Annotated in this window: 17 protein-coding genes and 1 pseudogene; 10 read left to right on the top strand and 8 right to left on the bottom strand. The window is 74.2% G+C overall.

The features are described from left to right. The first annotated feature begins 1 nt into the window (after window position 1). The 3 genes from ACFVHO_RS14145 to pssA all read left to right on the top strand — a co-directional run bounded on the left by ACFVHO_RS14145 (window position 2) and on the right by pssA (window position 2,890). Window positions 2-1,207 (top strand): acyl-CoA dehydrogenase family protein, encoded by a 1,206-nt coding sequence (locus tag ACFVHO_RS14145; protein WP_385713338.1) that lies wholly within the window; start codon window positions 2-4, stop codon window positions 1,205-1,207. A 182-nt stretch (window positions 1,208-1,389) separates the two neighbouring features. Further along, a complete protein-coding gene (locus ACFVHO_RS14140) occupies window positions 1,390-2,046 on the top strand; it encodes a phosphatidylserine decarboxylase (RefSeq protein ID WP_030361809.1) in 657 nt (218 codons plus the stop codon). Next, on the top strand, window positions 2,033-2,890 hold the full coding sequence (gene pssA / locus ACFVHO_RS14135) for a CDP-diacylglycerol--serine O-phosphatidyltransferase (protein WP_385713336.1): 858 nt from the start codon (window positions 2,033-2,035) through the stop codon (window positions 2,888-2,890). The genes ACFVHO_RS14140 and pssA overlap by 14 nt, the downstream gene beginning before the upstream one ends. 83 nt (window positions 2,891-2,973) lie before the next feature. Here pssA and ACFVHO_RS14130 read toward each other — a convergent pair whose 3' ends face one another. After that, complete coding sequence (locus ACFVHO_RS14130) at window positions 2,974-4,095, bottom strand: glycerate kinase (RefSeq protein ID WP_385713484.1); 1,122 nt, start codon at window positions 4,093-4,095, stop codon at window positions 2,974-2,976. A gap of 308 nt (window positions 4,096-4,403) precedes the next feature. On the opposite strand from ACFVHO_RS14130, the gene ACFVHO_RS14125 reads away from it, so the two are divergent. The 6 genes from ACFVHO_RS14125 to ACFVHO_RS14100 are packed head-to-tail and all read left to right on the top strand — an operon-like array spanning window position 4,404 to window position 14,524. Next, complete coding sequence (locus ACFVHO_RS14125; RefSeq protein ID WP_385713334.1) at window positions 4,404-5,618, top strand: ADP-ribosylglycohydrolase family protein; 1,215 nt, start codon at window positions 4,404-4,406, stop codon at window positions 5,616-5,618. 45 nt (window positions 5,619-5,663) lie between these two features. Next, window positions 5,664-6,101 carry a CU044_2847 family protein gene (locus ACFVHO_RS14120; protein WP_385713332.1) on the top strand — a complete coding sequence of 146 codons (438 nt, stop codon included), beginning with the start codon at window positions 5,664-5,666 and terminating at the stop codon, window positions 6,099-6,101. Window positions 6,102-6,103: 2 nt separating this feature from the next. Beyond that, window positions 6,104-8,383, top strand: a complete 2,280-nt coding sequence (locus ACFVHO_RS14115) for a trypsin-like peptidase domain-containing protein (protein WP_385713330.1) — start codon at window positions 6,104-6,106, stop codon at window positions 8,381-8,383. Beyond that, a complete protein-coding gene (locus ACFVHO_RS14110; protein WP_385713328.1) occupies window positions 8,380-9,705 on the top strand; it encodes a MoxR family ATPase in 1,326 nt (441 codons plus the stop codon). The genes ACFVHO_RS14115 and ACFVHO_RS14110 overlap by 4 nt, the downstream gene beginning before the upstream one ends. A 3-nt stretch (window positions 9,706-9,708) precedes the next feature. Next, on the top strand, window positions 9,709-14,004 hold the full coding sequence (locus ACFVHO_RS14105; protein WP_385713327.1) for an SAV_2336 N-terminal domain-related protein: 4,296 nt from the start codon (window positions 9,709-9,711) through the stop codon (window positions 14,002-14,004). A 25-nt stretch (window positions 14,005-14,029) separates the two neighbouring features. Then, window positions 14,030-14,524: an NUDIX domain-containing protein gene (locus tag ACFVHO_RS14100; RefSeq protein ID WP_385713326.1), complete on the top strand. Its 495-nt coding sequence runs from the start codon at window positions 14,030-14,032 to the stop codon at window positions 14,522-14,524. Window positions 14,525-14,589: 65 nt separating this feature from the next. Here the strand turns inward: ACFVHO_RS14100 and ACFVHO_RS14095 are convergent, their stop codons facing one another. The 7 genes and pseudogenes from ACFVHO_RS14095 to ACFVHO_RS14065 all read right to left on the bottom strand — a co-directional run bounded on the left by ACFVHO_RS14095 (window position 14,590) and on the right by ACFVHO_RS14065 (window position 23,474). Then, a complete protein-coding gene (locus tag ACFVHO_RS14095) occupies window positions 14,590-15,075 on the bottom strand; it encodes a methylated-DNA--[protein]-cysteine S-methyltransferase (protein WP_385713324.1) in 486 nt (161 codons plus the stop codon). A gap of 3 nt (window positions 15,076-15,078) precedes the next feature. Next, a complete protein-coding gene (locus ACFVHO_RS14090) occupies window positions 15,079-16,773 on the bottom strand; it encodes an AlkA N-terminal domain-containing protein (protein WP_385713323.1) in 1,695 nt (564 codons plus the stop codon). Window positions 16,774-17,713: 940 nt separating this feature from the next. Next, window positions 17,714-18,139: pseudogene (locus tag ACFVHO_RS14085) on the bottom strand (O-acetyl-ADP-ribose deacetylase); the annotation flags it as partial. Next, on the bottom strand, window positions 18,136-19,548 hold the full coding sequence (locus ACFVHO_RS14080) for a phytoene desaturase family protein (protein WP_385713482.1): 1,413 nt from the start codon (window positions 19,546-19,548) through the stop codon (window positions 18,136-18,138). The gene ACFVHO_RS14080 and the pseudogene ACFVHO_RS14085, both read right to left, overlap by 4 nt. Window positions 19,549-19,718: 170 nt before the next feature. Then, the gene (locus ACFVHO_RS14075; protein ID WP_385713321.1) at window positions 19,719-20,573 is read right to left on the bottom strand and encodes an inositol monophosphatase family protein; all 855 of its coding nucleotides are present in this window, start codon (window positions 20,571-20,573) and stop codon (window positions 19,719-19,721) included. A 141-nt stretch (window positions 20,574-20,714) separates the two neighbouring features. Then, window positions 20,715-22,568 (bottom strand): gamma-glutamyltransferase family protein, encoded by a 1,854-nt coding sequence (locus ACFVHO_RS14070; protein ID WP_385713319.1) that lies wholly within the window; start codon window positions 22,566-22,568, stop codon window positions 20,715-20,717. A 9-nt stretch (window positions 22,569-22,577) separates the two neighbouring features. Further along, complete coding sequence (locus tag ACFVHO_RS14065; RefSeq protein ID WP_385713317.1) at window positions 22,578-23,474, bottom strand: response regulator transcription factor; 897 nt, start codon at window positions 23,472-23,474, stop codon at window positions 22,578-22,580. A gap of 439 nt (window positions 23,475-23,913) precedes the next feature. Between ACFVHO_RS14065 and ACFVHO_RS14060 the strand changes: the two genes are divergently transcribed. Next, window positions 23,914-25,299, top strand: coding sequence for a hypothetical protein (locus tag ACFVHO_RS14060; protein ID WP_385713315.1), 1,386 nt, complete (start codon window positions 23,914-23,916; stop codon window positions 25,297-25,299). Window positions 25,300-25,392: the final 93 nt, after the last annotated feature.

Genomic DNA, 25,392 nt, shown 5'->3' with positions numbered 1-25,392 from the left:
CATGACCCGACTCGCCCAGACCGCCGGGCTCACCGACGTCCAGCGGGAAATCCTGTCCACCGTCAGGGAATTCGTCGACAAAGAGATCATTCCGGTGGCCACGGAGCTCGAGCACCGTGACGAGTACCCGCAAGCGATCGTGGACGGCCTCAAGGAGTTGGGCCTGTTCGGCCTGATGATCCCGGAGGAGTACGGGGGTCTCGGCGAGTCGCTGCTCACCTACGCGCTGTGCGTGGAGGAGATAGCGCGCGGCTGGATGTCGGTGTCCGGCATCATCAACACCCACTTCATCGTGGCGTACATGCTCAAGCAGCACGGCACGCAGGAGCAGAAGGACCACTTCCTGCCGCGGATGGCGACGGGCGAGGTACGGGGCGCGTTCTCGATGTCGGAGCCGGGGCTCGGCTCGGACGTGTCGGCGATCACGTCGAAGGCGGTCAAGGACGGCGAGGAGTACGTCCTCAACGGTCAGAAGATGTGGCTGACCAACGGGGGCTCGTCAACGCTGGTCGCCGTACTCGTCAGAAGTGACGAAGGACACCCTGAGGGCACGGCCCCCCACAAGTCGATGACGACCTTCCTGGTGGAGAAGGAACCGGGCTTCGGTGAGGTGCGTCCGGGCCTCACGATCCCCGGGAAGATCGACAAGATGGGTTACAAGGGTGTCGACACCACCGAACTGATCATGGATGGCCTGCGCATTCCGGCCAATCGCGTGCTCGGCGGACAGACCGGCCGCGGCTTTTACCAAATGATGGACGGCGTCGAGGTCGGCCGCGTGAATGTGGCCGCGCGTGGTTGTGGGGTCGCGCAGCGTGCCTTCGAACTGGGTGTCTCCTATGCCCAGCAACGTCACACTTTCGGAAAGCCGATCGCCCAGCACCAGGCGATTCAGTTCAAGCTGGCCGAGATGGCTACCAAGGTCGAGGCCGCCCATGCGATGATGGTGAACGCAGCACGCAAAAAGGACTCCGGGGAGCGAAACGACCTCGAAGCCGGAATGGCGAAGTATCTGGCGTCCGAATACTGCAAGGAAGTCGTAGAGGACGCGTTCAGGATTCACGGTGGCTACGGCTTCTCGAAGGAGTACGAGATCGAGCGTCTCTACCGTGAGGCACCGATGTTGCTCATCGGTGAAGGTACCGCCGAGATCCAGAAAATGATCATTGGCCGACGACTCCTCGAAGAGTATCGATTCCAGGGCTGAATGTCCGACTTGGGGTGATTCCTTCGAGATTTATTCGAGAAGAAGATCACACCCAGTCAGCACGCTCCGGCGGCCGACTCGGCTTCCTGGCTTGCCCAGTTGTGGCTCGCAACCGATACGATCCCGGGAAAGCCGCCGTCCCCCCGTATGCAGTGCGGCATCATCCGCTACGAAGGTCATCCATGCCCCACAGCCAAACCTCTGCACCTCGCGACAGCCTGGCCGGCGTACGCCTCGCGCGCGGAGCATCGCCGTGGCTCCTGCCGACCGTCGCCACCGCGGCACTCAGCCTGGCCAAGGCCCGCCGCTCCAAGGGCGCGGCGGCGGTCGCCGTGCCCGCGACCGCCCTCGCGGCCGGAATGCTGTGGTTCTTCCGCGACCCCGAGCGTGAGATCACCCAGGGCCGGGTGATCTCCCCGGCCGACGGCGTGGTGCAGAGCATCATGCCGTGGAAGGACGGACGCACCCGCGTCGCGATCTTCATGAGCCCGTTGAACGTCCACGTCAACCGCGCGCCCCTCGCGGGCACGGTGACGTCCGTGGAGCACATCCCCGGCGGGTTCGTCCCGGCGTTCAACAAGGAGAGCGAGAACAACGAGCGCGTCGTCTGGCACTTCGACACCGAGCTCGGCGACATCGAGATGATCCAGATCGCGGGCGCCGTCGCCCGGCGCATCGTGCCGTACGTGCCCCAGGGCACGAAGGTGGAGCAGGGCGAGCGCATCGGCCTGATCCGCTTCGGCTCGCGCGTCGACATCTACCTGCCCGAGGGTGTCGAGGTGGACGTCGAAGTGGGTCAGAAGACCGTGGCTGGGGTGACTCGCATTGACCGTGACTGATCCGGAGACACAGGCGGGCTGGGTGCCCGAGTCCGTGGACAACGTGGACGACGCCGACGAGGACATGCCGCTGTCGCTGCGCCTCTCGATAGCGGACACCCTCACGCTCGGCAACGCCACGTGCGGATTCATGGCGGTGTACTTCACCACCACCGGAATCCTCATCCCGCACCTGTCGGGCGACGAGTCGGGCATGGCCCGCAACAGCGCCGCCACCGCGGTCATCCTGATGCTCTGCGCGGCGGTCTTCGACCTCTTCGACGGCCTCGTGGCCCGCAAGCTGCGGTCGTCGCCGATGGGCGCGGAGCTGGACAACCTCTCCGACCTGATCAGCTTCGGTCTGGCACCGGCGTACTTCGTGCTCGTGTACGGCATGGTCGCGAGGGACGCGCACGAGCGGGTCGCGGCGGTGGGCGCCATCGTGGTCCTGCTGGCGGTGGTGCTGCGGCTTGCGAGATTCTCCTGCGTGACGCTGCCGGACGGCACGTTCCAGGGCATGCCCTCGCCCTTCGGGGCGCTGACGGTGGTCTCGATCGTGCTCCTGGAGCTGCCCTTCGTGGCCACGCTCCTCGCGATCATCGGCACGGCCTGGCTGATGGTGAGCCGGGTCGAGTACCCGAAGCCTCGGGGGCCGCTCGCGGTCGCCATGCTCGCCTGGATCGTCTCCGCGATGGGGCTGCTCGCCGCCTGGGCCTTCGACGCGCCCGGTGGGCAGCTGCTGCTCCAGACCGGCTGCGCGCTGCAGCTCGTCCTCGGTGCGGTGATTCCGCTGTTCGCCACGGCTCGCCGGGTGAACAACTTCCGGGACAACCGGCGTGAGGCGCGGGCGACGCAGTTGCCGTAGCGGCGCGTTCGACGCTTGTACGTGGCCTGAGGGCCCGAACCGTACGGTTCGGGCCCTCAGGCGTTCGTAGCCCCGGGGCGGGCTCAGGTCAAGAAGTCCGTGGCGATCTTGGCCGAGAGGCGCTCCAGGAGAGGGCCCGCCTCGGCCACGCAGCGGGCCACGTCGGGCTCGATGTCGGTGAGGGCGTAGGCCCGGCGGATCCCGGCCGTGCCGAGCGCCGTCGGGGGCAGCGCGAGGCGCCCGCAGACGGCGACGACGTCGACCCCGGCGGCACGGGCCGCGGCCGCCACCCCGGCGGGAGCCTTCCCGTGCAGGGTCTGCTCGTCGAGGGACCCCTCCCCCGTGATGACGAGCGTCGCCCCGTCCAGCGCGGGCGCGAAGCCGAGGACGTCCAGCATGACGTCGATGCCCGGCCGGAACGACGCCCCGAGGCCGACCAGCGCTCCGTAGCCGATGCCGCCCGCCGCTCCTGCGCCCGGCGCGTCCGCGTACTCCAGGGCCTTCGGCCCGGCGTCCCGCGCGAGGACCCGCGCGAAGTGCGCGAGCGCGGCGTCGAGGGCGGCGACGTCGTCCGGCGTGGCGCCCTTCTGCGGCCCGTACACCGCGGGCGCGCCCTTGGGGCCCGTCAGCGGGTTGTCGACGTCGCTGGCGAGCACGATGTCGACGTCCGCGAGCCGCGGGTCGAGGCCGGACAGGTCGGCCGACGCAAGATCCCGCAGGGGGCCGCCGCCGGGCGCGACGGGCTCACCGTCCGCGTCCAGGAACCGCGCGCCGAGCGCCGCCAGCATGCCCGCGCCGCCGTCGGTCGTCGCGCTGCCGCCGACGCCGAAGACGATGCTGCGCGCGCCCGCGTCGAGCGCCGCGCGGATCAGCTCGCCGCTGCCGTACGTCGTCGCCGTGAGCGGCGCGAACGTCCCCGCGGGCAGCAGCTGCAGCCCGGAGGCCTCGGCCATCTCCACGACCGCCGTGCCGTCGCGCAGCGCGTACGCGGCCACCACCTCCGCGCCGAGCGGCCCGGTGACCCGCGCCTCACGGCGTTCGAAACCGGCCGCCACGGCCGCGTCGACCGTCCCGTCACCGCCGTCGGCAACGGGCAGCGCCCGCACATCAAGGTCCTGCAGCACGCCCCGCAGGCCCGCCGTCACGCGCTGGGCGACCTGCACGGCCGTGAGGGACCCCTTGAACTTGTCCGCGGCGATGAGCACGTGGCCGCGGCCCGTGCCCCCGGCGCCGTGTGCCGCGCCGACTCCCGCCGTCTCTGCAGCGTCCGCCACCTTGCATTCCCCTTGCTCTCCGGGCCTTGCTCGCGTCAAGGCAGTCGCGCCGCTGCGACCATAACCGCAGGAGGGGGCCGCTGCCCATGGTCGACCGGGTCACGCCTTGATCCACTGCCCCGAGATTTCCGCTCATGTCGGGGCAAAGCGGTGCGGAGGTCGAGCAGGAGATGATCGATCATCCCCCGGTCGCGGTCGACGGCGCGCGGCGCGCCCCCGCCTTCGGGTAGACCGGACCCATGACGTCGACGGCACCGGACATCCCGCTCGCGGACCGCGTCCATGGCGGCTGGCTCGGCCGGGTCGCGGGGAACATGCTCGGCAAGCCCGTCGAGCGCGGCGACCACTGGACGCGCGACCGCATCGACCGCTATCTGCGGCTCACCGACGCGCTCCCCCTCACCGACTACCTGCCGGAGCCGCCGGAGGGCGCGGTGGGCTTCGAGCTGCGGCCGGAGTGGCCCGCCTGCGTGCGCGGCCGTATCGACGGCAGCTGCCGCGACGACGACGTGGACTACGCGATCCTCGGCCTGGAACTCCTGGAGTCGCACGGGTTCGGCTTCAGCACCGAGCAGGTGGGCGAGCTGTGGCTGCGGCGCCTTCCGTACCTCCAGACGTTCACGGCGGAGCGCGTCGCGTACCGCAATCTCGCGAACGGGCTCAAGCCGCCGCTGACGGCGACGTACGACAATCCGTACCAGGAGTTCATCGGGGCCCTGATCCGCGCCGACGTCTTCGGCTGGACCTGCCCCGGCGACCCGCACCGGGCCGCGTCCCTCGCCCGCAGGGACGCGGTGCTCTCGCACTCCGGCAACGGCGTGTACGCGGCGATGTGGGCGGCGGCGCTGGTCGCGGCGGCGTTCACCGCGGCCGGGCCGCGGGACGCGCTCGACGCGGCGCTCACCGTGATCCCGGCGGGCAGCCGCTTCGCGCGGACGGTGCGCCGGGTGATGTCGCTGTACGAGGCGTCGCTGAGCTGGGAGGAGACCCTGGCGACAGTGGAGAGCGAGACGGCGGGGCTCGGCTGGATCCACGCCGTGCCGAACGCCGCCGTCCTCACGGCCGGGCTGCTGTACGGCGACGGGGACTTCACCCGCACGATCGCGCTGACCGTCCGCGGCGGCCTGGACACCGACTCGAACGGTGCGACGGCGGGGTCGGTCGCGGGCGTGCTGTGCGGGGCGGCGGCCATCCCGGCGCGGTGGCGCGAGCCGCTGCGGGACCGGGTGCGCAGCGCGGTGTTCGGCTACGACGGGGCACGGATCAGTGAACTGGCGGAGCGGACGGCACGGTTGGCGGCGCGGGGGGCCGGGGCGGCGGATGTGGCGGGGGCTGGCGGAGCGGCGGACGTGGCGCGGGCGGGCGGGGTGGCCGAAGGGCCGGTGGAGTCGGCCGCGTCAGGGGAGCCGGGGCCGTCAGGGGCGTCGGCCGAGTCGGCGGGCTCGGTGGAGTAGCGCGAAGCTCTGCCGTCGCCGGGCGGTGATCGGCACAATGTGCTCATGCCCGAGTACCTGGAACTCGACCTTTCCGGCGCCGCGTTGCGCGTGCGACTCGCCGACGTGGGCGAAGCGCCGCCGATCGGCGTCCCCGACGACGGCGGGCTGCCCGCCGAGTTCGGTGTGCCGGGCCCGGTGTCCAGCGGGGGCGGCCGGGCCGCCGCGCTGGCCGCCGACACGCTGCGGGCGACGCTGCGGCCGCTCGGGCCGCTCCTCGACCAGGTGCACGCCTCGGTGTCCGGGGCGGAGCACCCGCCGGACGAGTTCGGTGTCGAGTTCGGCGTCGAGGTGGGCAAGGACCTCAAGCTCGGCATCGTCGGGGTGAAGGGCACGGCCACGATGACGGTGTCGGCGACGTGGCGGCGTACGGAGGACACGGAACGTACGGGGTCCGGGGAGCCGACGGACGGGCTGCCCGCGGGCGGCGGGGGCGAGGGCTGAGCGTGACCGGGTGGCAGCGCGCGGCGGCGGGGGCGCCGCCCGTCGTCGCCGTGCTCGCGCGGGCGGACGAGGCGGCCGTCGGCGCGGCCGCGCTGTTGTCCGCGCACCGCGTGCTGACCTGCGCGCACGTCGTCAACGAAGCGCTCGGTCTGGCGCCGCTGAGCGAGTCGCGGCCCGTCGAGGACGTACTGCAGGTGGGGTTCGAGCGGCGGACGGTGCGGATCAAGGCGCAGATCGAGGTGTGGCTGCCGCCGCGCCGGGGCGGGGACGCCGCGTGGCAGGGCGACCTGTGCGTGCTCGCGCTGAGCGAACCGGCGCCGCCCGGGACGGCGCCGGTCGCCTGGACGGAGATGGCGCAGGGGCAGCGGCTGCGGGCCTGGCACGGCTGCGGTGACCCGATCACGTTCGCGGACGCGCGCCTGAAACTGCTCGATGACCGGCTCGGCTATCTCGACGGGGAGTTCTCGGGTGCCGCGATCGGCCCCGGCTTCAGCGGCGGTCCGCTGTGGACGGAGTGCGGGACGGGCGCGGCCGGACTGGTCGTGGGGCGGCTCGCGCACGGCGGGTCGGCGGGCGGAGGCGAGGCGGGCCACGGGGTGCGCGCCGGGCAGACGGTGCGGCGCACGTGGGCGCTGCCGTGGCAGGCGATCCGCGAGCAGCTGTACGCCGCCGGGGCCGCCGCCGTCGTCGACGGCTGCCGCACCACGCGGACGCCGATGCCCGACGACCCGGTGGCCGCCGAACTCGTGGTCCTGCTGCGGTCGTTGCTGGGCGACCCGGCGGTACGCGCCGACCATGTCCGCAGGCTCCACGCCGAACTGGGCCGCGCCCCCGCGCACGGCGCGCCCGCCCCGGCCGTCGAGGAGCTCGCCGCCGACCTGCTCGCCGCGCCGAGGGCCCTGCCCACGCTCAGCGAGTCCCTGGCGACGGCCGGGCCGTACGGCGCGCGGCCCGAGCAGCTGACGCCGCTGCTCGCCCTCGGCCGGGCCGTCACCGCGGCCGGGCTGCTCTCGATGTCCGAGTTCGCCTCCCTGGAGCGGGCGTTGAGCCAGGTCGTGGCCGCCGACGCGACGCTGCCCGCGCGGGCCGCACGGGAGGCGCTGCGCTTCACGCCGCTGCCGCGGCCGCTGTGCACCGCCCGGCTGCGCGAGCCCGAGGTGGCTACGGTGATCGCGCGACTGGAGGAGTACCACGACCCGGTGCCGGTCTCCGGCTCGCCGCCCGTGCCGCCGCTCGTGCACTTCGTCGAGTACGTCGCGGCGGCCGCCGAGCCCGGTCCGGGCGACGCGCTGCGCGTCTGGAGCGAGCGGGTGTGCGCCCGGCTCGGCGTGCACGCGGCGGCGCGCGACCAGCGGCGCGCGGACGCCACGCACTGGGGGGCGGTGGCGTCCCGGGGCGAGCCGGTCGTCCGGCTCCTCGCGGAACTCGCGCAGGACGGCCCGCGGGAGCCGGAGCGCTACCGCTGCCGTCTGTGGCAGCGGCTCGCGGACGGCGGCATACGCCGCGTGGAGACCGGTACGAGCGAGGCGACCCTGACACCGCAGCAGGTGGGCGCGCTGATCCGGGAGGCCGCCGAGCTGTCCGCCCCGGCCGGCACTCCGCTCGCCGTGGACGTCGCCGTGGACCGCGTGGGCCTGCACCTTCCCGTCGACGAGTGGGACGCGGGCAGCCCCAACGAGTTCGTGCCGAGCCTGCCGCTCGGCGTCTGCTACCCGCTCACGCTGCGCTGCCCGGAGATGAGCCGCCGGGTGCCGCGCCGCGAGGCCGAGCACCGGCGCCGCTGGGCCGACGGCCACGGCCGCCCCCTGGTCGTCGACGGCACGCACGCCGACGCCCGGCAGGTCGCCGCGCTCCTGACGGTCGGCCACCACGACGCCAACCAGGTCGTCCTGCACGGCCCGCCCGCCCTGCGCGGCCAGCTCCTGGAGGTCTGCCTCGCGCTCGGCGTCCCGGTGGTCCTGTGGGACCGCGACGCCCGCGGCGACGGCGACGCGGACCGCCTGGACCCGCTCTCCCCCACGGGGCTGCTGCACCGCCTCCCCGACCGCGTACGCGAGTTCCGGGGCCAGGCACTGTCAAGCCGCCCTGCGGCCGGCCGCCCGTCCCTGGTGTGGGAGGAGCCGACCGCGTGGGAGGACCCCTCGACCTGGGAGCCCAGCATGTGGGAGGCCCCCCGAACCCACCTGACCGACCCCGACGTCCCCCCGCAGCGGATGGACCACGACCCCCTACCGAGTACGACCCCGACCCCCGCCCCCGGCCGAGGAGCAGGCAGCGCATGAACGAGCAGTGGGATCAGGAGCAGGTGGGGGCGGCTGGGGGTGTGATGGCGTCCGGGGGTGGAGGGGTGCCCGGAGGTGGAGGGGCATCCGGCGGCTCAGGGCCGCCCGGCGGCACCGGCTCCCCCAGTGGCTCGGGGGCGTCCGGGGACTGGCGGCTGTTCCGCGGTGACGGCGAGACCCGGCGCGTCGCGTTCCCGGAGGCGCCGCCGTGGCGTCGCTTCGGCCCGCCCGGCGGCGGCGCCCGGGCGGGCGACGCCGACGGTACGGACGCGCGGGCGCACCGCCCGTACCTCATCGGCCCCGACGAGTCGGAGATCGTCAACGCCGCGCTGCTGCTGCGCCGTCCGCTGCTCGTCACCGGCCATCCCGGCACCGGCAAGTCCTCGCTCGCGCACGCCATCGCGCACGAGCTGAGCCTCGGCCGCGTCCTGACCTGGCCGGTCAACAGCCGCTCCACGCTGCGCGACGCGCTGTACGGGTACGACGCGATCGGGCGGCTGCGGGAGTCCAACCTGCGCAAGGAGCGGGCGGAGGACTCCGGCGGCGCGGCGGGGGCGGTGGGTGTGCCGGGGGCGGTGGGTGTGCCGGGAGCGGTGGGTGTGCCGGGGGCGGCGGATGCGCCGGGTCCGTCCGGTCCACTTCGCGCACCCGGAACGTCCAGCGCACCCGGAACGTCCGGCACACTCGGCCAGTCCGGCCAGTCCGGCCAGTCCGGCCAGTCCGGCCCGTCCGGTTCACCCGGTGCGACCGGCACCGACATCGGCTCGTACGTCCGGCTCGGGCCGCTCGGTACCGCCCTCGTTCCCGGCGAGCGCCCCCGCGTCCTGCTCGTCGACGAGCTCGACAAGGGGGATGTGGACCTGCCGAACGACCTGCTCACCGTCTTCGAGGAGGGCGAGTTCGAGATCCCGGAGCTGGCGCGGCTGCCGGAGGAGGAGTCGCGGGTCGACGTGCTCACGGCGGACCCGCAGGTCCGGGCGCCCGTGCTGCGCGGCCGGGTGCGCTGCTCGCAGTTCCCCGTCGTCGTGATCACCAGCAACGGCGAGCGCGAGTTCCCGCCCGCGTTCCTGCGCCGCTGCGTCCGCCTGGACCTGGCGGAGCCGGACGAGCAGCGGCTGCGGGACATCGTCGGGGCGCACCTGGGCGACGAGGCCCTGGTCGGCGTGGACGACCTGCTGCGGACGTTCCTCGCGCGGCGCGCCCCCGGCGAGTTGGCGACGGACCAGCTCCTGAACGCGGTGTTCCTGCGCAAGGGCGGCGTGGACCTGCCGCCCGGCGCCCTCCTGGACGCCGTACTGCACCGGCTCGGCGGGGCGGTGTAGCGGGTGGGGGCGGGGCCGCCGGAGGAGGAGCGGGGCGCCGCGCGGGAGGACGAGGCCGCCCCCGATCCGGAGCCACCCCTTCCGCCTTGGTCGCCCGGCTCCCCCTGGAGCGAGCTGCGGGTGGGCGGGCAGCACCCTCCGCACGAACCGCAGGGCGCGGCCGAGGACGCCGCGAGCCAGCGCTGGCACGTCCCGGAGGGCACGCCCTCCCCGGGCATGACGTACGCCCTCCGTGCCCGGTACACCCCGCAGTCCGCGCCGCCCCCGCAGCCCGCGCCCCCGCACCCCCTCCACGCCGTCCTCGCCACCCTCTCCACCAGCGGCCTCGACCTCTCCCGCGAGGAGCTGCTCGACGCCCTGTGGCTGGCGGAACGGCTGCCCTCGGACGCGTCGGCGCCGTTGGCGCGGGCGACCGGGCTCACGCCTCCGCCACCGCCCGCGCACGACCTGGACGCCCCGATCACCGGCCCGCCCGCCGAAGCCGACGCGGACGCCGATTCCGACGTCGACGTCGACGTCGACCCACGGGGCTTCGGATCAGCCCCCGGGAGTCCGAGCAGCGGACCGGCACGGTTCCCCGGGCCCGCCAAGACGTCCCGATGGCCGCCTGCCTTCGCGTCCGCCCGGGACGCGCCCGCCGCCGACGCCCGGCCGGCGGCGCGCGGCACCACTCCGCTGTACGCCGGTGCCTCCGCGCCGCGCGTCACCTCGCGCGCGTCCCGCGCCCTTCCCGTCCGCACCCCCGGCACCACCGCGTTGGGCGCCCGCCAGCTCCAACTCGGGCGGGCACTGCGGCCGTTGAAGCAGAGCCGACCGGACCGGCGCCGGTGGGAGCTGGACGAGATCGCGAGTGCCGACTCGGCGGCCGAGAGCGGGCTCGCGGACGCGGTCCTTCGCCCCGGCCGCGCGCGCTGGCTCGACCTGGCGCTGCTCGTGGACGACGGCGTGTCCATGCTGCTGTGGCAGCGGCTCGCCGCGGAGACCCGGCAACTGCTGGAACGCAGCGGCGCGTTCCGTACCGTACGGGTCCTCGGCCTGGACACCCGCAGCACGACCGCGCCCCTGCTCGGCCGCGCCTACAGCCCCGGCACGGCCGTCCTGTCCCCCGCCACCGTCACCGACCCCGGCGGCAACACCCTCGTCCTCGTCGTCAGCGACGGCGTCGGCGCGGCATGGCGCGACGGCCGGATGCGGGCAGCCCTCAAGCAGTGGGCGCGGTGCGGCCCGACGGCCGTCCTGCACGCGCTGCCGGAGCACCTGTGGGACGGCTCCGGGCTGCGTGCGGAGCGCTGGCAGGTCACCACGCGGCGGCGCGGCGCGCCCAACCTCACCTGGGACGTGGCCGATCCGGTGCTGCCGGCGGACCTCGCGGCGTTCGACGGCATCCCGGTACCGGTGCTCGCGCCGGAGCCGGACGCGGTGGGGGCGTGGGCGGCGCTGGTGGCCTCGCCGGGCACGAGCGCGGTGCTGCCGCTTCTGGCGGGGCCGGATGCGGGGGTCGCGCCCTCCCTCCGTACGAGCCTTTCCGCCAGGGGCAGCGGGGTTGCCAGGGGCAGCAGGGTCGCCGAGGCTTCCGAGGGCATCGTGGCCGCCGAGGGCCTCGTGGCCGCCGGAGACGTCGGGAGCACCGGAGAAACCGGAGCCGCCCCACGCCTCATGTACGCCGACCACCCCCAAAGCCCCGACGACGCCGCGAAGGCCGTCCTCCGCTTCCGTGCCGCGGCATCCCCGCAGGCGTACCGCCTCGCCGCCCAACTGGCCGCGATCGCACCCTTGTCGGTGCCGGTGATGCGGCTGACGCAGGACGCACTCGGCGCGGAGGTGACGACGGGCCATCTGGCGGAGGTGTTCCTCAGCGGGCTGATGCGCCGCACGGCGGACTCGGCCGGACTCCCGCCGCAGCACAGGTCGTTCGACTTCACCGACGCGGCCCGCGGCCTGCTCCTGACCGCGGCGCCCACGCCGGATCTGGTGCGGACCGGCCGGGACGTGAGCCGACGGCTCGCCGAACTCGCGGGCCGTTCACCGGACTTCCCCGCCTGGATGGCGCATCCGGCGGGCACGGACTGGGCGGACGCGGGGGCGCGGCCGTTCGGGTGGGTGGACGAGCGGCTGCTGCGGCGGCTGGGGGTGGGCGGGTACCGGCCGCCGCTGTCCGGCGGTGACGGCGGCGCGCCGCAGGTGGCACCCCGCACGCCGTCCGTCGAGGTCCCTTGGACCTCCGGGCCCCCCGAGGTGCCCGCGTACGTCGACGAGCCCGGCTCGGACTGGCGCTCACTGACGTCGGGGAACCCTCCCTGGGCGGGCCCCTGGCAGCTGTTCGCCCGGCATCTCACGGCGCGTACGACGAGTGGTCTTTTCCTCGGCCGATTCCTCGGCACGGGCAGCGTCGCTTCAGTGCGGCTGACCCGACCAGGGTCGGTCGCGAGGGCGTCCCTGCCCCGCCAGGTGGCGGCACTGCGCTCCTTGAACGGCAGGCACGCCCCGCTCCTGACGGAGGTCGACCCGGCCGACGAGCCCGCGTGGCTCGCGACGGGCGTCATCTGGGAGGGTGACCGCCCCGCGCCCGACCTGCTGCGCCGCACGAGCGCGCCGGAGCGCTTCGACGACCCCGTGGAATTCGCCCGGCTCGGCCAGCAGTTGGCGGACGCCCTCGCCGGGGCCCACGCGGCGGGGATCGTCCACGGTGACCTCGCGGCGGCGCGGGTCCTGGTGTCGGGCGGCGAGGTGTTCGTGACGGGATGGTGCGTGGAGGAGCACCCGGACGGGATCGCGCACGACATCAGCCAGTTGGCCGAGGTGCTGCGGCAGGTGGCGGGCGAGGGTCTGCCGCTCGCGTTCCACGATCTGCTCAGGCTGTGCGGCAGCCCGCTGCTGCACCTGCGGCCGTCGGCGGCCGAAGTCGCCGAGCGCTTCGACGGGTTCGCCCGGACGCACTCCCGCAAGGCCGTGCTCGGAGCGACCATCGGCCATACGACGGCAGGGGCCGAACTCGTCCTGGATCTCGACCGCATGGGCCCGCACGGCAGCTTCTGGGGGCCCGTCGACCATCAGACCGCGATCCTGGACGCGCTCGTCCTCGGCCTCACCGCCCACCACTCCCCCGCCGACGTGCAGATCGTCCTCGTGGGCGACGCGACGCGGTTCCTCCGCCCGCAGACTGCGCGGAGCCTGCCCCATGTCGTGCTCGCACCCGACACCCCGGACGCGACACGGGCGTTGGACCTGGAGCTGGAGCGCCGTCGGGCTCTCGTCGACGAGGCACGGAACACGGGCACACCGCCACCCGCCCAGTCCCGCCTGATCGTCGTCCTCGCCGAAGCGTTCTTCTACAGCGGGTCGGCCCTCTGGACGGAGCCGCCGCCTCCCGAACTCGGCGTGCACGTCGTACTCCTGAACACCCCCGACAGCGGCAGCGGCAACAGTGACGGCTTCGGCTTCGCGATCGGCTTCACCGGCGAACGTCTCAACCCCCAGGACGGCGTCACGCCGTACCGCGGCACACTCCGGCACGGCGGCGAGGCCACGCCCTTCACCGTCCTGCCCGCCCCGCCCCTGCGCCCGCTCACCGAAACACCCGCCGTCACCGCCCCCACCGTCGAGCCCACCCGTCAGGCCCAGCTCGTCGTGGAGCACCGCAACGCCGTCGCCGTCGGCCGCGCGGGCCGTCCCGAGCACGCGCTCGCGGACCTGACCCGCGTCGCCGAGAACCAGCGCCTGCTGCTCGGCCCCGACCATCCGGAAACCCTCGACAGCGCTTATGACCTCTCCATCGTGCACGCGCAGTTGGGCCGGTACGAAGACGCACTCACCCTGTGCACGGACACGGCCGGACGCCGGGCGCGCGCCCTCGGCGCACGGGACGTCCACACCCTCGTCGCCCACCAGCAGTGCGCGTTCCTGCTCGGCCGCATCGGCCGCCACGGGGAGTCCTACTCCGCCTACCGCGCCGTCCTGTCGTCCTGGAACACCACCGTCGGCCCGTACCACCCCGGCACGCTCCTGTGCCGCCACAACCTGGCCGTCGCGCTGATCCTGCTCGGCCGTTGCAAGGAGGCCGCCGAGGAGGCCCGCGCCGCGTACAGCGGGCGCGCCCTCGTGCACGGCCCCGAGCACCCGGACACGCTCGCCAGCGGACACGAACTCGCCGTCGCCCTGCGCGGGGCGGGCCGCGACACCGAGGCCGACGCCGTGGCGGCGGAGGTGCACACGGCCCGCGCGCACGTACTCGGCTCCGACCACCCGGACACCCTGGCCACCCTGGGGCTGCTCCCGCCGTCGAAGCGCCACGGCGGGTGATCCACCTGGCGCTACGCTTCCTGTCGTGACCACTCTCGACTACGCCACGTACATCGCGAGCCTCCCCCGCGTCCTCGCCGGAGCAGCCAGCGTCATCCGCGACCGCGCCGGACGCGTCCTGCTCGTGGAGCCCAACTACCGCGAGGGCTGGGCCCTTCCGGGCGGCACCGTCGAGTCGGACGACGGCGAGAGCCCGCGCCAGGGCGCGCGCCGCGAGACCGTCGAGGAGATCGGCCTGGACATCGCGCCCGGCGGACTGCTCGCCGTGGACTGGGTGCCGGGCACGTCCGCGCGGCCTCCGCTGGTGGCCTTCCTGTACGACGGCGGGGTGCTCGCCGACGAGCGGTTCGAGGCGATCCGGCTCCAGGAGGAGGAACTCCTCTCCTGGCGCCTCGCCACCCGCGAGGAGTTGCCGACGTACCTCTCGGCGCCGCTCGCGGGCCGGGTCCTCGCCGCGTTGGACGCGCTGGACGCGGGGACGGGCGCGGTGGAGCTGGAGAACGGGCGCCGGATCGGCTGACCCGAGCCCGTTCGTACCGCCTGGGAGAGCACCGCCTACAAGAGCACCGCCTAGAAGAGCGCCGTCTAGAAGAGCACCGATCCGCTCTCGAAGGCGAGCAGGCGCTGCTTGCGGTCGAGGCCGCCGCCGTAGCCGGTCAGGCCGCCGTTCGCGCCGATGACGCGGTGGCAGGGGACGATGACGCCGATGGGGTTCTTGCCGTTGGCGAGGCCGACGGCGCGGGAGGCGGCGGGGTTGCCGAGTTCCGCGGCCAGCTCGCCGTAGGTGCGGGTCTCGCCGTAGGGGATCTCCAGGAGCCGCTGCCACACCGAGCGCTGGAACGAGGTGCCGTCCAGGCGCAGCGGCAGGTCGAACTCCTTCAACTCGGCCGCGAAATAGGCATCCAGTTGCTCCGTCGCCGGGCCGAAGGGGGACGGGTCGCGGTCGCCGAAGGTCTCCTCGGCGGGGCGGTGGCGCTGCTCGGTCATGTAGAGGCCGCTGAGGGTGCCGTCGGTGGCGACGAGGGTCAGCGGCCCGTAGGGGCTGTCGACGACGGTGTGCTGTCGGTGCATGGGTCACGTCCCGTTCGGGAGGTAGTTGATGGCGTGGTCCTCGGTGGCCCACAGGTACTGGACGGCGTAGGCGCGCCAGGGGCGCCAGGCGGCGGCGCGCGCCGTGAGGGCGGCGGGGGTGTGCGGCAGTCCGAGCGCCTGGGCGGCGCGCCGGATGCCGAGGTCGGAGGGCAGGAACGCGTCCGGGTCGCCGAGGGCCCGCATCGCGATGACCTCCGTGGTCCAGGGGCCGAAGCCCGGCAGGGCGGTGAGCTGGGCGCGGGCGCGCTCCCAGTCGTTCTCGACGCCCAGTTGGAGGGTGCCGTCGGCGAGGTGGCGCACCAGGGTCAGCAGGGTGGTGCGGCGGCTGCGGGGCAGCGCGAGCGACTCCGGGTCGAGGTCCGCGAGGGCCTCCGGTGCGGGGAAGAGGTGGGTGAGGCCGCCCTCGGGGTCGTCGATGGGCTCGCCGTGGGCGGTGACGAGGCGCGCGGCGTGGGTGCGGGCGGCGGCCGTGGAGACCTGCTGGCCGAGGACGGCTCGTACGGCGAACTCGGCCTCGTCCACGGTGCGCGGCACCCGCCGGCCCGGCGCCTTCGCGACGAGGGGGGCGAGCAGCGGGTCCTCGGCCAGTTGACCGTCGACGGCGACGGGGTCGGCGTCCAGGTCGAGCAGGCGGCGGCAGCGGCTGATGGCGAGGGTCAGATCGCGCGGGTCGGTGAGGGTGAGGCGGCAGCCGATGTGGTCGGGGTGCGGGGTGAGGGCCACGATGCCGTGCCCGTAGGGCAGGCGCAGGGTGCGGCGGTAGGCGCCGTCGCGCCACTCCTCCACGCCGGGCACGGCGGTGGCGACGAGGTGCCCGAAGAGGTTGTCGGGGTTGAGGGGGGCGCGGAAGGGGAGGCGGAGGGAGATGGTGCCGAGGGTGCCGGCGGGGGTGGTGTGGGAGGCGGGGGCCGTGTGCGGGCTGTCGGGCGTGGGGGCTGTCCCTCCGGTCGCGAAGGCCTCGGGCGCACCATGCACACCGGGTGCACCGGTTGCAGCACGTGCACCGCGTGCACCGCGTGCACCGGCGGAGGCGGGGCCGTGAGCACCGCCACCACTACCGCCACCGGCACTGGCACTGGCACCGGCACCGGCACTGGCACTGGCACTGGCACCGACACTGGGGACCGCGCGCCTGTCCCCGGACCGCTTCGCCGCCCGGGCCCGGAGTTCTCCGGGGGCGAGCGCGAAGACCTCGCGGACGGTGTCGTTGAACGTACGGATCGAGGAGAAGCCCGCGCCGAAGGCGATCTGTGCCATGGGCAGGGCGGTGGTCTCGATGAGCAGCCGAGCGGTCTGGGCGCGCTGGGCGCGGGCGAGGGCGAGCGGGCCCGCGCCGAGTTCGGCGAGGAGCTGCCGCTCCACCTGGCGGGTGCTGTAGCCGAGGCGGGTGGCGAGGCCGGGGACGCCCTCGCGGTCGACGATGCCGTCGCCGATGAGCCGCATGGCGCGGGCGACGAGGTCGGCCCGCTGGTTCCACTCGGGCGAGCCGGGGCTGCTGTCGGGGCGGCAGCGCTTGCAGGCGCGGAATCCGGCCTGCTGGCAGGCGGCGGCGCTCGGGTAGAAGCTCATGTTCGCGGGCTTGGGGGGCACGACCGGGCAGCTGGGACGGCAGTAGATGCGGGTCGTCAGGACGGCGGTGAAGAACCATCCGTCGAACCGGGCGTCCTTCGACTGCACGGCCCGCACACACCGCTCGAAGTCCCCGTACGTCCCTGCGGGCGCGGCTGCTCGGTCGGGGGTGCGGGCGGGGTCGCCGACCGGGTTCTGTGCGGCTGCCGGGCCGGTGCGGCCGGAACCCGGTCCCCGGGACTGGCCAGGGCGGGGGCGGTCGGACGCCGGTCCCCCGGTCCGGCGGGAGCGGATGGAGCCGTGCGCTGTCGGGTCTGCGGGGCTGCCGGAGCCGTGCGCTGCCGCATCACCGGGGCTCTCGGAGCTGTGCGCTGCCGGGTCACCGGGGCTGCCGGAACCCTGCGCTGCCGCGTCATCGGGGCTGCCGGAGCCGAGCGCTGCCGCATCACCGGAGCTGCCGGAACCACGTCGGCCTCCTGCATCGCCGGGGCGACCGGCACCCCGGTCACCGGCCGGTCCGGTCCGGCCCTCCTCGGACGTACCCTCCCTGCCGGGACGCACAGCCCCCTGCGGCTCCGCCGGGCCGGGCCGATCGGCGCTCCGGGCCCCGGCCGGGCCGGTGCGCCCGTTGCCGTCCGGCCCCGTCTCCAGGGGCGTGCCGGACGTGGCCGGGTCCTCGGACCGGCCGGCTGCTGATGTGGGGGCGGTGGTCTCGGGGTCTCGGGATGGGGTGTGCGTCACGGGCGGCATGGCTCAAGCATCGGCCATCCCCGCGCCCGGGGCTGGCGAGAATCCGACATCAACCTTCCGCGGCCAGGGCCTCCTCGAACGCCCGGTACGCGACCTCGTCGAACAGGACGAACCGCACCTCGTCCAGGCCCCACCCCACCGGCACCACCCCGCCCGGGCCCGGCCCGCCCGGCCCCACGTCACCCGGGCCCGCTCCGCCCGGCCCCGCCTCACCCGAGCCCCACTCGCCCAGACCTGACCCACCCGGGCCCACCCCGGCCGAGCCCACCCCGTCCGGGCCCGCCGCCAAGGCGCCCCGCACGGCCGCCACCGCGATCCGCGCCGCGTCGTCCAGCGGCCATCGGTACACCCCCGTCGAGATCGCCGGGAAGGCGACCGTGCGGGCCCCCAGCTGGGCCGCGACCCGCAGTGACTCGCGGTAGCAGGAGGCGAGCAGGGGTGAGCGGTCCTCGGTGGGGGACCACACGGGGCCGACGGTGTGGATGACGTGGGCGGCGTCCAGGCGTCCGGCCGTCGTCGCCACGGCCTGGCCGGTCGGCAGGCCCTTGCCGTGGTGCGCGGCGCGCAGGCGGCGGCAGTCGGCGAGGATGTCGGGGCCGCCGTGCCGGTGGATGGCCCCGTCGACGCCTCCGCCGCCGAGCAGCGAGGAGTTCGCCGCGTTCACGAGGGCGTCGGCTCGCTGCCGGGTGATGTCGCCCTGGACGCAGGTGAGGCGGGCGCTCACGCGGGCTCCCGCAGCCGCTTCCAGACGGCCTTCGCCGCGTTGTGGCCGGACATGCCGTGCACGCCGGGTCCGGGCGGGGTGGCCGAGGAGCAGATGAACACGGCCGGGTGCCGGGTGCGGTACGGGTGGGCGGTGAGCCGGGGCCGCAGCAGGAGCTGGAGTCCGCTGGCGGCGCCGCAGGCGATGTCGCCGCCGACGTAGTTGGCGTTGCGGGTGGCGAGCTGCGGCGGGCCCGCGGTGGCACGGGCGAGGACGCGGTCGCGGAAGCCGGGCGCGAAGCGTTCCAGCTGCCGCTCGATGGCGTCGGTGAGGTCGCCCTGCCATCCGTTCGGTACGTGCCCGTAGGCCCAGAAGACCTCCTTGCCCGCGGGTGCCCGGGACGGGTCGACGACGCCGGGCTGCACCGTGATCAGGAACGGCGCGTCGGGTGCCCGGCCCTCGCGGGACGCGGCCCGCAGCGCGGCGCCGATCTCCTGCCTGCTCGCGCCGACCTGGACGGTCCCTGCAACGCGTGCCTCGGGCGCGGTCCACGGCACGGGCCCGTCGAGCGCGTAGTCGACCTTGAAGGCGGCGGCGCCGTACCGGAAGTTGTCGTAGTAGCGCCCGAGCCCGGCGATGCGGGCGAGCGCGGTGGGCGAGGTGTCGAAGACGTACGCGCGGGCGGGCGGCAGGTCGTCGAGCCGTTTGACCTCGTAGTCGGTGTGGATGATGCCGCCGAGGTCGGTGAGGTACGCCGCGAGCGCGTCGGAGATGGACTGCGAGCCGCCGCGGGCCAGCGGCCAGCCGCGGGCGTGCGCGGCGAGCGCGAAGACCATGCCGACGCCGCCCGTGGCGAGTCCGCCGAGCGGCGCGATGACGTGGGCGACGAGTCCGGAGAACAGCGCCCGCGCGGGCTCGTCCCGGAAGCGCCGCATCAGCCACGTCGACGGCGGCAGACCCACGAGCCCGAACCGGGCGAGCAGCGCCGGGTCGCGGGGCAGCGCGGTCATCGGCAGCGACATGAAGTCGCGCAGCAGGGTGTCCCAGTGGGGCAGGAAGGGCTCGACGAGCCTGCGGTACGCTCCCGCGTCGCGCGGGCCGAAGGAGGCGGCGGTCTCGGCGACGGAACGCGCGAGCACGGCGGCGCGGCCGTCGAGGAGCGGATTGGCCATGGGCAGCTCGGGCTGGAGCCACGCGAGGCCGTACCGCTCCAGGGGCATGGCGCGGAACGCGGGTGAGTTGATGCCGAGGGGGTGCGCCGCCGAGCACGGGTCGTGCCGGAAGCCGGGGAGGGTCAGCTCCTCGGTGCGGGCGCCGCCACCGATGGTTCCCCTGGCCTCGAAGACGGCCACGGAGAAGCCGCGGCGGGCCAGCTCCACGGCAGCGGTCAGACCGTTCGGTCCCGCCCCCACGACGACGGCATCGAGCATCGACGGCACCTTCGGACTCCTTCGTCAGCCGATGGCCAGTGCCGCCCAGGATATGCCGCAGCACGGGCCCTTCCCCGGCCCCGACGGCCTGCGGCAGCCCGCGCGAGTCGGAGCGCCGCCCCCACGGCGCGCCCTCCCCCGGGCCGCCCCCGCCGCGGCACCCGTCCCGATCAGGCCCCGCCCGCGAGAACCCCCGCGACCCGGCGGGCCGTGGCCTCGTCGCGGGCCGCCGTGAACGGCAGGGCGTTGCCGCCGGTGATGGCGAAGGGCACGCCCTCGCGGGTGCGGTGGGCGCCGCCCGCCTCCTCCACCAGGAGCAGGCCCGCGGCGTGGTCCCAGGCCAGCTCCCAGCTGAAGGCGACGGCGTCGAGGGCGCCGCGGGCTATGGCCAGGTACTCCAGGCCCGCCGAGCCGCAGGGGCGGGCGGCGAAGCCTTCGGCGGTGAGGCCGAGCAGGGCGCGCTTCTGGTCGTCGGTGGTGAAGTCCGGGTGGGACGTGGCCACCGTCAGCGGGCGGCCGGGCTCGGGGGAACCGGCGCGCAGGGGCGTGCCGTTCAGCGTGGCGCCCTTGCCGCGGACCGCCGTCGCGAACTCGTCGAGCGCGGGTGCGTACGTCCACGAGGCCAGGACGACGCCGTCCAGGGCGAGCGCGACGAGCGTGCAGAAACCGGGGTCTCCGTGGACGAACTGGCGTGTCCCGTCGACGGGATCGACGATCCAGACCGGCGCTTCGCCCGCTATCGCGTCGTACCTCGCCGGGTCGGCGTGCACCGCCTCCTCGCCGACGACGACCGAGCCGGGCAGCAGGGCCGTGAGCTCTCGGGTCAGGTGCTCCTCCGCCAGCCGGTCGGCGACGGTCACCAGGTCGTGCGGGCCGCTCTTCTGGACGACGTCGTCCTCGGCGAGCTGCCGGAACCTCGGGGTGATCTCCGCGGCCGCGGCCTCGCGGACCACGCGCTCCACGTCAGCGCTCTGTCGTGCGAGAAAGTCGTCGATGCTTTCCTTGATTGCCTGTGTTTCGATCATGCCTCCATGAGAGCACGTACCACTGACAACGCGGACTCCCGGGGTGAACAGTGGGTGGAATCGGGATGAAAGGGAGTTCCTGGGGTGACTGAGTGCCGCCCGGCACCCGCCCCGCCGTCCGTCCCGGCGCCCGCCCCGGCCTCACCGCCCGACCGCGTACCCCTGCATCCCCCGTGGATTCGCCGCCGCCGAGAGCACCCCGGTCCGCGGGTCCCGGGCCACCGCGCACAGCCGCCCCTCCGACCAGGGGCCGCCCACGGTCACATCGTGGCCGCGGCGCCGCAGCTCCGCCACGACCTCCGGGTCCGTGCGGGTCTCGACGACGACGAGGCCCGGCCGCATCCCGCGCGGGTAGAAGGACTCGGGGAAGGACTCGGTGTGCCAGTTGGGGGCGTCGACGGCGCCCTGCAGGTCGAGCCCGCCGCGTACCGGCGCGCGCAGCGCCACCGACAGGAAGAAGTGCACCTGCCACTGGTCCTGCTGGTCCCCGCCCGGCGTGCCGAAGGCCATGACGGGCACGCCGTCCTTGAGGGCGAGCGACGGCGTCAGGGTCGTGCGGGGGCGGCGGCCCGGGGTGAGCGAGTTGGGCAGGCCCTCCTCCAACCAGGCCATCTGCAGCCGGGTGCCGAGCGGGAAGCCGAGTTCCGGCACGACGGGGTTGGACTGGAGCCAGCCGCCGGACGGCGTCGCCGCGACCATGTTCCCCCAGCGGTCGACGACGTCCAGATGACAGGTGTCGCCCCGGGTCCCGCCGTCCCCCGCCACGGCCGGATCGGCGCCCCGCGCCACGGTCGGCTCCCCGGCCCCCGCCACCGTCGGCTCCCCCGCTCCCGGCGCGGCCTCGCGCGCACCGGCACCCGCCGCCCCCGAGGCGACGGCCCGCACGTGCGCGGACAGCCTCGGCTCGCGTCCGCCGGGCCGCCCGGGGCGCAGCTCGTGGGAGGCGCGCTCGCCGATCAGCTCCCGGCGCCGGGCGTTGTAGGTGTACGAGAGGAGTTCGGCGACCGGCGCTTCGGCGGCGTCCCCGTACCAGGCCTCCCTGTCGGCCATGGCGAGCTTGCAGCCTTCGATGAGCAGATGCGTGTAGTCGGCCGAGCCGTATGCGGGCAATTCATCGGGAAGCAGGGCGAGTTGCTGGAGGAAGGCGGGGCCCTGGCTCCAGGGGCCCGCCTTGCAGAGGGTCCAGCCGTTCCAGTCGTGGGTGACCGGGTCCTCGTACGTGGCCGACCAGTCGGCGAGGTCGGCGGCCGTGAGGGTGCCGGTGTGGTGCTTGCCGCTGGTGTCCAGGGTGGGGCGTGCGGCCTGGCGGACCAGGGCCTCGGCGATGAAGCCGGTGCGCCACACCTCGCGGGCGGCGTCGATCTGCGCCTCGCGGTCGGCGCCGCCCGCGGCCTCGGCCTCGGCGAGGAGCCGCCGCCAGGTGGCGGCGAGGCGCGGATTGCGCAGCAGCTCGCCGGGGGCGGGCGGGGTGCCGCCGGGGAGGTAGACCTCGGCGGACGACGTCCACTCGGTCTCGAACAGTTCCCGTACGGTCTCGACGGTCTCCGTGACGCGCTCCACGGGCGGGTGCCCGTCCTCGGCGTACCCGATGGCGTACTTCAGGACCTCGGCGAGGGACTTGGTGCCGTGGTCGCGCAGCAGCAGCATCCACGCGTCGAAGGCGCCGGGCACGGCGGCGGCGAGCGGCCCGGTGCCGGGCACCAGGTCGAGGCCGAGGGCGTCCCGGTAGTGCGCGACGCTCGCCCCCGCGGGCGCGACGCCCTGTCCGCACAGGACGCGCACGTCGCCGCCCGCCGGGGCGAGGATGATCGGTACCTCGCCGGCGGGCCCGTTCAGGTGCGGCTCGACCACGTGCAGCACGAAGCCGGCCGCCACGGCGGCGTCGTAGGCGTTGCCGCCGTCCTCCAGGACGGCCATCGCGGACTGCGAGGCGAGCCAGTGCGTGGACGACACCATGCCGAAGGTGCCCTGGAGCGTGGGGCGCGTCGTGAACATGCCCGCAGGCTAGGCCCTGTCGTTCTGGTGCCGTCCGGCGGCACCCGTCCCACCTGCCTCCGGTGCCCCGGCGGGGGCGGGGATCAGGCCGTACGTCTGCGCCCGCAGGACGGTGGTGACCCGGTCGCGGGTGCCGAGCTTCCGGTAGATGCTCTGGATGTGCTTCTGCACCGTGTGCACCGAGATGCCGAGGCGGCGGCCGATGACCGCGGCGGTGAGGGCGTCGGCGAGCAGTCCGAGGACGGTCAGTTCGCGCGGCGTGAGGTCACCGCCGGGCGCCGGTTCGTCGGCGGCCGGTGCGGGGGCCTTCTCCTCGGCGGCCGGTGCGGGGGCCCTCTCCCCGGCCACCGGTACGCCCTCCGGGGACGCGGCCGCCGCCCGCCAGCGGCTGAGGAGTTCCGCCTGCTCGTCGACGCTCGCGAGCAGGGGCTGGATCCGGCGCGCGTACGCGAGGTGGGCGTCGGTGAAGTCCGTCCCGGAGCGGCAGATGAGGAAGTAGCGGCGCGGCCCCGAGGCGTCCGGCAGCGGCAGCACCAGGAGGTGGTCCGTGCCGAGGCGGGCCCGCAGCAGCCGTGCCGTCTCGCTGTCGTGCCACTCCCGCTCGCCGAGGATGTCCGCGGCGGTCCGCGGCGCCCGGTCGCCGGACGAGGCGTAGTGGTCCGCGAAGGGACAGCTGAGGCGGATGCGCTCCCTGAGATGATCGTCGAGGCGGTGGTCGGCGGCCCCGTCCGCGGCCCAGGAACGGACCGGGCCCCCGTCGCCCGTCCCTTCCGTACGGGTCAGGAACAGGAACTCACCGCCGCAGGCGTTCAATAACTCCGAGACCACCGGTGGCCACAGCCTTCCGGGATCCGGTTCCCGTAGCGCCTCGATGGCCAGGTCGAGCATGCGCTGATAGTGACGCACGGATATAGCGGACATAACCAACACAGCGTCTCCCCGTAATTTTTATTGCGCCCTTAACGCGTTCCCCGAGTGTCGATACGCACTTTTACCCATACCACTCGGCGCCTAAGGTGAGCGAGTCTGGAGCTGCCCCACCGGTGCTGGACACACGTATCCGGCCCGCCGAGTGGGCGAATGATGTTGCAGTGAACGGGAAGCGCCACCCCCCACCAGCGAACTTCCCGACCGGGTGGGAAGTTGTCGGCCCGGGTCCGCGACATCGCGCAATTCAAGGGCCGCCTGTCCTGTCGACAGGACAGGAAAAACTTTCAGTCTATCGCCCGGAAAAGCGCCTCACTAAGAAGAACGACATCTGCTCATGCCGTACGACAGATGACATCGACCACCATTCGGGCAACGACATCCAATGGTGTGTCAATCGCCCCTGAGGGAGAGTCTCTTGCACCCCACGCCTGTCGCCTCCCACGCCCCCACCCACAACGAACGAGGCGTCATCGCCGAGCACTACTACGCCCTGCAGAGCCTGCGTGCCATTGAGGAAGCCCGCGAGGAGGCGACCGCAGATCCGGTCACCCCGCAGGCCCTGCTCGTGGGGCTCTACCAGTCAGCCGAGATCGCGCTGCACAACCTGACGGACCTTCTCGACCGCGCCGGCGACCATCTGGAAAGGCTGGATGTCGACCGTTGCGTGACGGCTTTGCACTGGGTGCGCAGCTTCCACCGCGTCCTGGTGCGCCTCAGCGTCGCCGCCCTGCGCGTGAGCGGGGGCATGCCGGACGACGCGCCCCGCTGGGACGTCGAGGCGACCCCCGCGTTCGCCGAGTTCACCCCGGCCCTGCGCCGCTTCGACCAGCGGCTCACCACGCTCGCCGGGCAGGGCATGGTCGACGTGGAGGGAGTCATCGCCGAACGCGGCCTGGAGGACCGGTGGTTCGGCGTACTGCACTGCGTGCGCGTCGCCAACCACGACGCCCGGGTGTGGAGTTCGAACCTGTCGAAGGCCGCGCATCCCGCGCCGGGCGTCGCCCCGGAGCGCCTGCTCGCCAGCGACCGGCTGCACCACGCCGTCCATGAGCACCACCTGGCCGGTGACACGTATTTCACCCAGTTCCGGGCACTTCACCAGATCCCCGAACTTCTCGTACGGGAGATCAACGACCGTATCGAGGCGGCCATCCGCAGCGCCCGTGCCGGTGACATCGCGACCGCCGTCGACGCCCTGGACGGGGCCGCCGAGCTGTTCGACCCGGTCGAGGTGTGCCTGCCGCCGATCGTCGACAACCTCAGCACTCACGACTACCACCAGATCCGCGAGAACCTCGGCCTGACGAGCGGCAGCCACTCGGTCAGCATGCGGTTCCACCTGTTCACCGATCTGTACGAGCAGTTCGGCGCGGAGCTGGCGCGGCTGCGGGCCGAGGGCGTCGCCGACCCGCTGCTCCCGCGGCTCGAACGGCACGGCGTGGGGCTGCGGGTGTTCATCTTCGCCTGGCGCGACATGCACCTGCACCTGCCGCGCAACAACCTCGGCGGCATGGAGACCAAGTCGCTCACCGGCGCCCCGGACGCCATCCGCACGGTCCGCAAGATGCGGGACAACGCGGCACAGGCCGACCCCCTGGAGCGGCACGAGGTCGCCGCGCACGTGCCGTCCAGCTCGGCGGGGCCGCTGATCGGCTACCTCGACGGGCCGGACTCCTCCGACGGGATGCTCCTCGCCGCGACCGGCGCGTCCACGCAGGGCAACTTCCGTGACGTGCAGGAGCGGCGCGAGTTCTTCTCGCAGCCGTGCCCGTTCTCCAGGCCGCCGCGCCGGGTCGTCTAGCCGACCCGCATCGGAGATCAGCCGCCCGTACCCCGCCCCCACCGGGGTCACGGGCGGCGCGGGACGTTCCGGACCCGTCGCCCCACCCCCCCA

The organism is Streptomyces sp. NPDC127108 (assembly GCF_042677545.1).
Lineage (GTDB): Bacteria > Actinomycetota > Actinomycetes > Streptomycetales > Streptomycetaceae > Streptomyces.
The sequence above is the reverse complement of the archived record's forward strand: the minus strand, read 5'-3'. Positions and strand labels throughout refer to the sequence as shown.

Bases quoted from the DNA above. Each gene is read 5' to 3' on its own strand.
- ACFVHO_RS14125 (WP_385713334.1), top strand. From the start codon at position 4,404: ATGACGTCGACGGCACCGGACATCCCGCTCGCGGACCGCGTCCATGGC.
- ACFVHO_RS14070 (WP_385713319.1), bottom strand. From the start codon at position 22,568: ATGTTCACGACGCGCCCCACGCTCCAGGGCACCTTCGGCATGGTGTCG.
- ACFVHO_RS14140 (WP_030361809.1), top strand. From the start codon at position 1,390: ATGCCCCACAGCCAAACCTCTGCACCTCGCGACAGCCTGGCCGGCGTA.
- ACFVHO_RS14095 (WP_385713324.1), bottom strand. From the start codon at position 15,075: ATGCACCGACAGCACACCGTCGTCGACAGCCCCTACGGGCCGCTGACC.
- ACFVHO_RS14080 (WP_385713482.1), bottom strand. From the start codon at position 19,548: ATGCTCGATGCCGTCGTCGTGGGGGCGGGACCGAACGGTCTGACCGCT.
- ACFVHO_RS14110 (WP_385713328.1), top strand. From the start codon at position 8,380: ATGAACGAGCAGTGGGATCAGGAGCAGGTGGGGGCGGCTGGGGGTGTG.
- ACFVHO_RS14075 (WP_385713321.1), bottom strand. From the start codon at position 20,573: ATGATCGAAACACAGGCAATCAAGGAAAGCATCGACGACTTTCTCGCA.
- ACFVHO_RS14145 (WP_385713338.1), top strand. From the start codon at position 2: ATGACCCGACTCGCCCAGACCGCCGGGCTCACCGACGTCCAGCGGGAA.
- ACFVHO_RS14120 (WP_385713332.1), top strand. From the start codon at position 5,664: ATGCCCGAGTACCTGGAACTCGACCTTTCCGGCGCCGCGTTGCGCGTG.